10 protein-coding genes are annotated in these 10,779 nt (G+C 72.2%); 7 read left to right on the top strand and 3 right to left on the bottom strand.

Annotation, left to right across the window (positions count from 1 at the left end):
• Positions 1 to 55 precede the first annotated feature (55 nt).
• Together PIJ49_RS06805 and PIJ49_RS06800 are read left to right on the top strand one after the other, a co-directional pair.
• Positions 56 to 2,008: a hypothetical protein gene (locus PIJ49_RS06805; RefSeq protein WP_271826156.1), complete on the top strand. Its 1,953-nt coding sequence runs from the start codon at positions 56 to 58 to the stop codon at positions 2,006 to 2,008.
• On the top strand, positions 1,999 to 2,733 hold the full coding sequence (locus PIJ49_RS06800) for a hypothetical protein (RefSeq protein WP_271826155.1): 735 nt from the start codon (positions 1,999 to 2,001) through the stop codon (positions 2,731 to 2,733). Before PIJ49_RS06805 ends, PIJ49_RS06800 begins: the two co-directional genes overlap by 10 nt.
• A 31-nt stretch (positions 2,734 to 2,764) precedes the next feature.
• Here the strand turns inward: PIJ49_RS06800 and PIJ49_RS06795 are convergent, their stop codons facing one another.
• The 3 genes from PIJ49_RS06795 to PIJ49_RS06785 form a co-directional block, all read right to left on the bottom strand.
• Entirely contained in the window at positions 2,765 to 3,886 is a 1,122-nt protein-coding gene (locus tag PIJ49_RS06795) for a DUF475 domain-containing protein (protein ID WP_251155450.1), read from the bottom strand.
• Positions 3,887 to 4,049: 163 nt separating this feature from the next.
• Positions 4,050 to 5,627 carry a helix-turn-helix domain-containing protein gene (locus PIJ49_RS06790; RefSeq protein ID WP_235426588.1) on the bottom strand — a complete coding sequence of 526 codons (1,578 nt, stop codon included), beginning with the start codon at positions 5,625 to 5,627 and terminating at the stop codon, positions 4,050 to 4,052.
• 92 nt (positions 5,628 to 5,719) lie between these two features.
• Positions 5,720 to 6,874 carry a hypothetical protein gene (locus PIJ49_RS06785; protein WP_271826154.1) on the bottom strand — a complete coding sequence of 385 codons (1,155 nt, stop codon included), beginning with the start codon at positions 6,872 to 6,874 and terminating at the stop codon, positions 5,720 to 5,722.
• 115 nt (positions 6,875 to 6,989) lie between these two features.
• On the opposite strand from PIJ49_RS06785, the gene PIJ49_RS06780 reads away from it, so the two are divergent.
• The 5 genes from PIJ49_RS06780 (at position 6,990) to fliN (ending at position 10,778) form a co-directional block, all read left to right on the top strand.
• Positions 6,990 to 7,292, top strand: a complete 303-nt coding sequence (locus PIJ49_RS06780; protein WP_066654183.1) for a flagellar FlbD family protein — start codon at positions 6,990 to 6,992, stop codon at positions 7,290 to 7,292.
• A gap of 2 nt (positions 7,293 to 7,294) precedes the next feature.
• Positions 7,295 to 8,110, top strand: coding sequence for a motility protein A (locus PIJ49_RS06775; protein WP_066654185.1), 816 nt, complete (start codon positions 7,295 to 7,297; stop codon positions 8,108 to 8,110).
• Between the two features lie 2 nt (positions 8,111 to 8,112).
• Entirely contained in the window at positions 8,113 to 9,045 is a 933-nt protein-coding gene (locus PIJ49_RS06770; RefSeq protein WP_066654186.1) for an OmpA/MotB family protein, read from the top strand.
• A gap of 153 nt (positions 9,046 to 9,198) precedes the next feature.
• Positions 9,199 to 10,080, top strand: coding sequence for a flagellar motor switch protein FliM (locus tag PIJ49_RS06765; RefSeq protein ID WP_271826153.1), 882 nt, complete (start codon positions 9,199 to 9,201; stop codon positions 10,078 to 10,080).
• On the top strand, positions 10,077 to 10,778 hold the full coding sequence (fliN, locus tag PIJ49_RS06760) for a flagellar motor switch protein FliN (protein WP_271826152.1): 702 nt from the start codon (positions 10,077 to 10,079) through the stop codon (positions 10,776 to 10,778). The genes PIJ49_RS06765 and fliN overlap by 4 nt, the downstream gene beginning before the upstream one ends.
• Position 10,779 lies beyond the last annotated feature (1 nt).

The following is a 10,779-nucleotide window of genomic DNA, read 5'->3' as shown; positions in this document are numbered from 1 at the left end:
CGTCCTTCCCGATCGGTCCGGCACGGATGGTGGAGGGCGGCTATGCTCCACCTGTATGGGGGTACAGTTCGACGACGGCGCCGCGCAGGGACTCGTGACGGCAGCATCACACGCAGACCGGGTCCTCGCTGAGCAGGGGGCAGGGAGACGCGGCTCGGCAGAGTCGGCGTCGCAGGAGTTCCGGGGCGCGTACGCACGCCTCTTCCAACAGGCGTGCGCGACCGAGGCCCAGGATCGAGCCCGCTTGGCGTCGGTGCTCGACGACCTGGCGCGGCAGGTCCGGCTCGCCACGCAGCTGGCCGCCGAGGAGCGCGCTCGGCTCGCCGACGTCGCGGCCTGGGACGCGCGTGAGGCGGACCGCGCTGAACGACGGGACGACGACGCGGTGCAGTGGATCGCCTCGGGGGTGGAGGGGCTCTTCGACCCGCGGCCGACCGCGCCGCCCGTGCAGCCCCCGACGGTCGCCGTCGCGTTCTCGCCCACGCAGCGCATCAGGACCTCGACCGGCTCCGGATCCGCGACGAGCAGCGCCGACCCGACCGACCTCCGGAGCTTCGTGACGCACGCCCGAGCGGCCGACACCGCGCTCCGCGCCGAGGTGGACCGGGTCGGGACCGCGTGGTCGCGCTTCGTTGCCTCGTGTTCGTGGGTGCCGACCGGCGGCCCGGGGTTCGTCGACGGCGCTCGGCGCCTCGTGGACGAGAACGACGCGGACGCAGGATGGATCGAGCACGTCGCTGGCGCCTTCGAGCAGGCGGGCAACGGCACCCTCACCGACCGGGTCCTCGACCTCGTCGTCGCCGCCGCCCTCTCCGCCGAGGGTGTCGACCCCCTCGAGGTCCTGTCGCACATGGATCCGGAGGTCGGAGCGGCATGGCTGGCGGCGAACCCGGACGTCCTCGACCGGCTCGTCGCGGATCCACCCGCGTGGGGGACGTCGTCGACGGTGCTGTCGGCGATCGTCGGAGCGGCCCGCGCCGCCGACCTGCCGCCGACCCGGTACGCCGACGTGCTGCAACGCATGTACGTGACCCGTGCGGCCGAGAAGGTCGGCATCGACATGGCGACGTGGCAGCTGGACCGTGGAGCTCCGGCACTGATGCCGCAGGTCGCCGGCTCGTACGAGTACTACGCGAGCCTGTACCTCGACGATCCCGCCTTCACGTGGGCCGGCATGGCGAACATGGTCGGCCCGGACTTCGCGGCGGGCTTCCTCGACCTGCACTCGTTCCGCGACCACATCCAGACGGCACGTCCGCTGGCGCCTCCGTCGATCCGACCGCTCATCGACCAGCTGGCCGGGATGGGCGACGACGAGATCGCCTTCTACGAACGCACGTTCCTCGGCATGCAGAAGGACATCTTCCTGGACGCTTCGACGATGCACGAGGCCTACCTCGACGGCGGCATGACGAGCATCGACGAGCTCCGTGCCGCGGGGCTCCTCCGCGGTGCGAACGACGACCCGGTCGACGCCGCGCTGTCGGAGCGGCAGACGTACTCCGCCTGGCAGGACATCGACGCCGGCAGGCGCACGGGGGACCAGGACCGCATCGCACAGGGCAACGAGACCCTGCTGCTCCGCGAGCAGCGCGACACCATCCAGGGCGCCTACCAGCAGATGCACGACCGAGAGCCGACCGGTGAGGCCCTCACGACGATGTTGGGGATCGTCGGCGACGCGTCCATCCCCGGAACCAAGACGCTCGGCCAGTTCGAGGGCGGCATCGACGTACCGGTCGACGTGAACCCCTTCAGCCCCGGCACACAGGGCTGGGTGGACCACTGGTACATCCCCCAGGGGAACATCTCGGAGTTCGATACCCGGTGGGACTACATCGAGGGCGACACGCTGCCCGCGTGGCAGCAGCTCGTCCAGGACGACCCCGACCGTGCCCGCGAACTCGTGGGTGGGTCGGTCCCCGATCGGATCCAGCAACGTCGGCTCGACAACCGCATCCCGGAACTCCTCGACAACCTCCACGACTCGGAGCTCGCATGGCACTGAACGCTCGTCGCCCAGGGATCGCGGCAGCGGTCGTCGCCACTGCGGTCGTCGCCCTGCTGTCGGGCTGCGCCGGCCCGCCACCGGGGGCCCAGTCCGACCCCTCCACCCATCCCGACCGAAGCGAGACCGACGTGCAGCACAACGGCCCCACCCCGACCGCCATGCGCCTCGAGGACGGCGTGGAGGTCTGGGACCTCACCGGCACGCCGAGCGTCGAGGCGTTCGGCGTCGACACCGACGGCGAGTCGCCGGTCCGGAACGCGGTCGCCGCCTACAGCTCCACCGATGATCGACCGGCACGCTTCGTCCTCCCGGGCGACCGGGTCGTCGACCTGCCGGTCGGCGAGGTGATCGTCACCGTCGACGACTACCCGGACGGGCTCACCGACTCCTCCGGCGAGGTCATCACCCCGGCAGGTCGGTCGTTCGTCCTGCAGGTCGAGGGACCGACGACCTCCGGTGCGGCCGCAGGGGTCGCGGCCTACCGGGACGCGCTCGAGTCGGCCGACCTCCCGACGAACGGAGCGGACGAGCTGCAGGAGAAGGTCGAGTCGGTCCCCTCGATCGACGGGACGGAGACGAGCGGGCGGCTGGGCGCGAGCACCGACGTGCCCGTGCCGGACGGGATGTCCGCGGCGCTCAGCTCGCGGTTCCGTCCGTCGGACACGACGCCGACGTTCCGGATGCAGCTCTTCGTCTCCTGGGAGCCGGTGCCGATCCCCTGAACGGCGAGGGGCGGCACGGACCGCGATCGCGTCAGCCCGCCAGGGTCCGCCGCCGGAACCGTCGCGCCCATGCCCGCCACGGCAGCGAGCTGGCCAGCGCGAGACCGATGACGACGGTGCCGAACCAGGCGACGACCACCCCGGGGACCGGCACGAGCAGGCTCGTCCAGAGCAGCACCGCGAGGACCCCGAGGACGTACGCGGCCCCGGCCTTCAGGTACCGGAGGCGCTTGAGCGTCGCCGCCTGGTCCAGGCGCGACGTCGTCCGGGCGAGGAACACCGCGCCGACGGCGATGGCTGCGACCGCGAGTGCGGCCTGCTCGAGCGCACCGAGTCCGTCCACGCCGAGCACGCCCGACCCCGACAGGCTGTACACGCCGTCGAGGATCTCGAACAGCATGAAGACGACGAGCCCGCGTTCGAAGACCACCGTCGAGGCGTAGGCGTGGACCCGCCACGCGCCGCTCGTCCCGACCGCTCCGGTGTCCGTGCCGTCCACGCCCCGCAGCGCCCACCGGGCGATCCGCTTCGACACGAGGTACGCGCCGACGCCGGCCGCGCCGCAGACGGCGACCGGCAGCACCGTGTCAGGGGCCCACGCGTCGTGGCGTCCGACCAGGACGGTCGTGACGAGCACGCCGGCCGCAGCGGTGACCACGGACCAGACGCGCGGCCGCGCGACCCGGGCGAGCCGTGCCTCCAGACCGCCCAGCCAGGACCGCCGTGACAGGCGGTCGGTGTTGAACAGGTACTCGGCGAAGACCAACCAGATGAAGGCCGCGCCGAAGGCAGCCAGTGCGGGACGGACCTCGGCGAGGTGCGCCGAGAAGGACCCGGGGGCGAAGACGGCTTCGTCGACGGCGGACGCGGGGTCCGCCCCTCCGCCGACGGCGACGGCCGCGGGTGGCAGGAGCAGGCGCATCGCGAGCACTCCGGCGACGATGCCGAGCGACAGGAAGAGCCGTCGTGCGGGGGAGTGCAGCCGACCGGCGATGCCCGCCATCGGGACCGACGAGTCCGCGGCCATCGCGATCTCGAGCAGGGCGAGTGCGGCGAAGGCCAGGGCGGCTGCCGGGCCGAGGGTGACCCACGCGGCGGCGGCGGCCGCCACGGTGAGGACGAGGGGGACGGTCAGGAGCGATCTCGTGGCCATGTCCCCATGCAGCACCTGTCGGCTGGATCGCGCATCCGTCCCGTCTGGCAGACGCGTCGGAGGCACCGGTGCGTTCTCCGGAACGGGTGACGGCCCGTCCCCACTTGCGGGGACGGGCCGTCGGGTGCGGTGACCGGAGAGGTCGCCCGGGCGGTGCTGAGGGTCAGTCGTGGAACGTCTCGATGGACGCGCCGAGCGAGTTGAGGCGCTCCTGCAGCTGCTCGTAGCCGCGGGCGATGATGCCGACGTTGCGCAGGACGCTCTCGCCCTTCGCGGCGAGCATCGCCAGCAGGATGACGACCGCGGGCCGCAGGGCGGGCGGGCAGCTGACCTCGGCGCCGGAGAAGTGCGTCGGGCCGGTCACGTCGAGGCGGTGCGGGTCGCGCAGGGTGACGCTCGCGCCGAGGCGGGTGAGGTCGAGCAGGTGGATCGCCCGGCCCTCGTACACCCAGTCGTGCACGAGCGTGGTGCCCTCGGCCATCGCCGCGATGACGACGAAGAACGGCAGGTTGTCGATGTTGAGGCCCGGGAACGGCATCGCGTGGATCTTGTCGATCGGGGCGTGCAGCTCGGACGGGTGCACCGTGATGTCGACCAGGCGCGTGCGACCGTTGGCGGCGGCGTACTCCTCGCTGACGTCGAACCGCAGCCCCATCTCGGCGAGGGTCGCGAGCTCGATCTCGAGGAACTCGATCGGCGCTCGGGTCACCGTGAGGGTGGACGCGGTGACGATCCCCGCGGTCAGGAGGCTCATCGCCTCGACCGGGTCCTCGCTCGGCCAGTAGTCCACGACCTCGTCGATACGGCTCTTCCCGGTGATGCGGAGCGTCGTCGAACCGATGCCCTCGACCTGCACGCCGAGCAGTTCGAGGAAGAAGCAGAGGTCCTGCACCATGTAGTTGGGGCTGGCGTTGCGGATCGTGGTGACGCCGTCGCGGGCGGCCGCGGCGAGGATCGCGTTCTCCGTGACGGTGTCACCGCGCTCGGTCAGCACGACCGACTTCGTCGGCACCTCGGTGTTCGCCACGTCGACCTCGTACCAGCCGGAGGTCGCCTCGACGTCGACGCCGAACGGCCGCAGGGCGATGAGGTGCGGCTCGACCGTGCGGGTGCCGAGGTCGCAGCCGCCGGCGTAGGGCAGACGGAACGAGCCGTAGCGACCGCTGAGCGGGCCGAGGAACATGAGCACGCTCCGGGTGCGCCGGGCGGCGTCGGCGTCGATCGCGTCCAGTCGCAGGTCCGACGGGGCGACGATCTCGAGGACCTCGCCGTCCTCCGACCACGTGACGGTGGCCCCGAGGCTGCGGAGCACGTCGATGATGCGGTCGACCTCGACGATGCGGGCCACCTTGTGCAGCCGGGTGACCCCGCGGTTGAGCAGCGACGCGCAGAGCAGTGCGACGGCGGCGTTCTTGCTCGAGTTCACGGCGATGGAGCCGCTGAGCTTCCGACCGCCCTGCACCCGGAGGTGGGCGCGCTGCGGGGCGCCGCCGATCGAGACGATCTGCTGGTCGAGCGCGTCGCTGATGCGTGTGAGCATCTCGAGCGACAGGTTCTGTCCGCCCTGCTCGATGCGGTTGATCGCGCTCTGGCTCGTGCCGACGCGTTCGGCGAGCTGGGTCTGGGTCATGCTGCGGCCCTTGCGGGCGCCCCGGATGAGGGCGCCGACCTCGCGCAGCGGAGCGGCGGGCGCGGTGCCGGTCGGCTCGGCGGGCGTGACGACGGTGGTGGTGTCGGACATGGTCGCCACGGTAACACGCTCATGAGATAAAACAGGGGACATCGCCCGGCGATCATCCAGGATCGGATCGGGAATAACTCGTCCATGAGAGTTCAGGCCGGCAACCAGCCGCGGTCTTCGCCGCTCCACCGCCACATCGTCGAGGGGCCGAGCGCGGGTCGGGGGTCGCGCAGCCAGACCGTCGTGTCGGGGGTCCACCCGGCGATGACGCTCGCCGGGGTGCCGTCAGCCGAGTGCAGGACGCCCTCTGCCGAGCCCAGGGTGCCGTCGGCGGAGTCCGCGGTGCCGTCGGCCGAGTCCGCGTCGACCGGGATCGCGGTTCCGGAGGCGCGCAGCCACCCCCGCAGGGTCAGGTGCACCGCGTCGTACCGCTCGGCGATCGCGGCCCAGTCCGGCACCACCCAGGCGCCGTCGCGACCGGTCGCCCGGTACCAGTCGTGGCGACGGGTCGTGGCCGTGACGTCGATCGGTGCCGCACGGCAGAGTGCGGCCCAGTCCTCGGCGTCGTCGACCACCACGATGCGCGCGGACGGATCGACCGCTGCAGGGGCGACCGCCGCGCGCTCCCACCCGGTGTGGTCCTCGACCGCCCACAACCCGAGTGGCCCGCGGCCGTCGCGTTCGGTGGTGGTGTCGAGGAGCCCGCTGGGAGGGGTCGTCCACCACGTCCCGCTGATCGGCGCGGTGACCGGGTCGCCCAGGTCGTGGGAGCGTTCGTCCAGCAGCTCGCGCCGCCACTCGGCGAGCACTGCTGCGGCAGGGCGAACGGCGCCGCCGTACCCGGACGTGTCCGGGATGACGGTCCATCGAGCCGGAACCGGAGCCGTGGCGAACAGTGCCTGCACGCCGGGGGCAGCCGCGACCGCCGCGGCGATCCGCTCGTGCAGCGACCGCGGGACGACGGTCCCGAGCAGGACGTCCTCGGCGTCCGGCTCCTGCCACCACATCGCCGACTCCGCTGCGCGACCGAGGGCCGCGAGCACCTGGTCGAGCGTGGCCGACGCGGGGTCGGCAGCGTCGAACAGGGCCTCGACGGCGGTGACCACGTCGTCGTCCGACGGAGCCGGACGCGGCTCGGACGCTCCGGGTCCGAACAGCGAGACGCCGTCACCGCGGTGGACGGAGGTCCAGTAGGACGCCCAGAAGAGCGTGTCGTCGTCCGGCTGGTCGCCGACGGTACCGAGCACGACCTCCCAGCAGAGGCGCCGCCCCCGCGGCCCGGCGAGCAGGTCCTCGACGATGGTCACCACGCCAGGCTAACGGGGGTGCGACCGTCGCCGATAACGACCGGTGCACACCCACGGACGGGTCTGCATCCCGCCCCACGGACGGCGGCGGGACGATCGAGAACCAGGACGGGCCATGATCGTCGTCACACGACTCAACGGCAGCGCATTCGCTGTCAACCCCGACCTCGTGGAGCGCATCCAGGAGACGCCGGACACGACGCTCATCATGGTCGACGGCGCCAAGTACATCGTGCGCGAATCCATGGCCGACGTCATCGGCCTCGTCGCCGCCTACCGCGCGCGGATCGTCGGCATGGCCTACGGCACCGACACCGCGGTGGACGCGACCGGACCGCAGCCGGTCCTCGCGCCCGTCGCGCCGCTCGTCACCAACGGACGACGCGACGCCGTCCGGAGCCAGGACGGGGGGCGCTGACCGTGGACATCGCAACGATCGTCGGCATCCTGCTCGCCTTCGGCGCCCTGTTCGGGATGGCGCAGATGGAGCACGTCGAGATGGCGGGACTCTTCCTGCCCGCGCCGATGCTCCTCGTCTTCGTCGCCACCATCGGCTGCGGCGTCGCGAGCACCACCATGAAGGACGCCCTCGCCGCGTTCAAGACCGTCCCGAAGGCGTTCACCGGCAAGGTCACCCCACCGCAGACGGTCATCGACGACGTGGTCGGCTTGGCCGAGACGGCCCGCGCCAACGGCCTGCTCGCGCTCGAGCAGGAGGCCGACAAGCACGACGACCCGTTCATGAAGAAGGCCCTGCAGAACATCGCGGACGGCACCGACGGCGACGAGCTCCGGATCCTGCTCGAGGACGAGATCGAGTCGAACGCCGCACCGATGCGGAGCGCCAGCGCGTTCTTCATGGGCCTGGGCGGCTTCGCCCCGACCGTCGGCATCATCGGCACCGTCGTGTCCCTGACCCACGTGCTGGCGAACCTCGGCAAGCCCGACGAGCTCGGCCCGCTCATCGCGAGCGCGTTCGTCGCGACGCTCTGGGGCCTGCTCACCGCGAACTTCCTCTGGCTGCCCTTCGGCGGCAAGCTCCGGAAGCTCGCGCAGCTCGAGGCCGACCGGCAGACCCTGCTGATGGAGGGCCTGCTCGCCGTGCAGGCCGGCAGCCAACCCCGACTGCTCGGTGAGCGCCTCACCGCGATGGTCCCGCCCGCAGCGCGCGGTGCCGGCGGCAAGGACGGGAAGACCGCGAAGGCCACCGCCGACGACCAGCAGCTGGCGGCCTGACCGTGAGCGCGAACCCCCGCGGGCGCGGGCGCGGCCGGAAGAAGGGCGGCCACGACGAGGCCGAGCACCCGGACGAGCGCTGGATGGCGTCGTACATGGACATGATCACGGTGCTCATGTGCATGTTCCTCGTGCTCTTCGCCATGTCGTCGGTCGACCAGGAGAAGTACATCGCGCTGAAGAACTCGCTCGCGACGGGGTTCGGCGAGGTGAAGTCCGGCAAGGTCGACACCGCCTCGGGCACGATCGTGTCGAAGTCCCAGGTGACGAAGGACGGCAAGGGGTACGCGACGGACAAATCAGACGCCGACCACTCGACCGCCGCGTCCGGCGCCGACGACACGAACGTCGACCCGGCGTCGACCGCCGTGCCTCCGGTCGCCTCGAAGGCCGACCTCGCGGCGGCACAGCGGGAACTCGACGACCTCAAGGCGATCGAGGCGGCCATCCAGGGGAACCTCGAGCAGGCGGGGGAGTCGTCGAAGGTGCAGTTCGCCGTCGACGACCGCGGCCTGACGGTCCGGCTCGTCGGGAGCGAGACCTACTTCGCGACGAACAGCGCCGACCTGTCCGACCAGGCCCGCCGCATCATGGACGCGATCGCGCCGGTCCTGAAGACCAGCGGACACGACGTCAGCGTCGAGGGCCACGCCGACCAGCGGAACTCGACCGCCCCGTACGCGACGAACTGGGAGCTCAGCGCCGCACGTGCGACCGGGGTGCTCCGCGACCTGGTCGAACGGGGCGGGATGCCGGCGGACCACGTGCAGAGCGTCGGCTTCGGGTCGAGCCGCCCGCTCGCGAAGGGCGCCAGCGACGCGGACAACACCCTCAACCGCCGGGTCGACATCGTCGTGCTGTCGAACCAGGACCAGGACGTCAGCGAGCTGATGCCCGCCCTCGCCACGGCGCAGGACGGAGCACGACAGGGGTAGACCCCGGCGGGCAGGGCCCGCACCACAGCGCGGAACGGACCGCAGGACGCGCGCCGACGAGCGGCCACGGATCGGCCCGACGCCGGGTCCGCCGCCGCCCCAGAACGGGGCACAGCGCTGACGCCTGCCCGTCGCCGGTCGACAGACGCACCCGTGACCGAGACCCTGCCCGCGCCCGAGGTGTACGACTTCGCGCGCCCGTCGACGCTCGCCCGCGAGCACGCACGGGTGCTCGAGCTCGCCTTCGAGACGTTCGCGCGGCAGTGGGGCACGCAGCTCACCGCGAAGGTGCGTGCCGTCAGCCAGGTGACCTGCGAGCAGGTCTCGATGACGACGTACGACGAGTACGCCGCGTCCCTGCCCGCCCTCACCGGCATGGTGCTGCTGCCGATCGCCGACACCGCGCCGAAGGGCGTGCTGCAGGTCCCGCTCGACGCGGCCCTGACGTGGGTGTCGCACGCCCTCGGCGCATCGAAGCCGCTGCCGACACCGGAGCGCACCTTCACGCCGATCGAGCAGGCCCTGGTGCGGAAGATCGTCGAGGACGCCCTCGACGACCTCCGCTACTCGTTCGGCGGGCTCCTCGCGCACGAGGTCACCACCGGCGGCTTCCAGTTCAACAGCCAGTTCGCCCAGGCCGCGCAGAAGGGCGACCTGATGATCGTCGCCGCGTTCTCGATCCGGGTCGGCGACCGCGTCGCACCCGGCACGCTCGCCCTGCCGGCGGAGGCCGTGCTGCCGCAGCTCGGCGAGGACACCACGAGCGTCTCGGCCGCCGACGCCCGCGCCCTGCTCGACGCGCAGCTCGCGAACGTCCCGGTCGGCATCAGCCTGCACTTCGCGCCCGCCGCCGTGCTGCCCACGCAGGTGCTCCGGCTGGCCGTCGGCGACGTCCTGCCGCTGCCGCACCCGCAGCACCGCCCCCTGACCATCGCGGTCGACGGCGAACCCGTCGGTACCGCCGCCGTCGGCGCCAACGGCTCGCGCCTGGCCGGCATCGTCGTCACCACCACCGATCCGGAGCAGCACGCATGAGCGCCACCACCACCCTCCACGCCACCGCGGCCGAGTCGCTCGCGGCGCAGCTCCCGACGGCGGCACCCCTGACCGCCGTGCCGCTGCCGGGAGGCGCGACCCCGGTCGTCCTCGAGGCCGCCGTCGACGGTGTGGTCGCGTCCTTCGTCGGCGGACTCTCCGCGGACCTCGCGCTGGTCCTCACCGACCTCGGAGCGGTCGTCGCCGCGGGCGGCGCCGACGCCGGCCTGGTCGACGTCACCGACGTGCTCCGCCCGTCGCTCGAGGCCGCTGCCTCCGTGCTCGGCGTCGGTGTGCTCGGGGACGCCCGTCGCGAGTCGGCGGCCTCGCTGTTCGCCGACCCGGAGACGGTCGTCTTCGAGCTCACCGCGGGCGGGGTCCCCGGCGGCTGGTTCGCGCTGCGCGTCCGTGAGAACGGCACGGTCTCGGCACCGCTCGGCGCCGTCCCCGCCGGGAACCTCGGTCGCATCAACAACGTCGAGATGACGCTGACCGTCGAGATCGGTCGGACCCGGATGTCGGTGCGCGACGTGCTCGGCATGGAACCCGGCGCCGTGGTCGAGCTCGACCGCAGCGCCGGTGCCCCCGCTGACGTGCTGCTCAACGGCCGGTTGATCGCCCACGGCGAGGTCGTCGTCGTCGACCAGGACTACGCCGTCCGCATCACCAGGATCCTCGACGTCGCCGAAGCGGTCTGAT

This window comes from Curtobacterium uvaldense (assembly GCF_028307415.1).
In the GTDB taxonomy this organism is placed as follows: domain Bacteria; phylum Actinomycetota; class Actinomycetes; order Actinomycetales; family Microbacteriaceae; genus Curtobacterium.
Note: the sequence above shows the minus strand (reverse complement) of the source record. Positions and strands in the feature narration are given on the sequence as shown.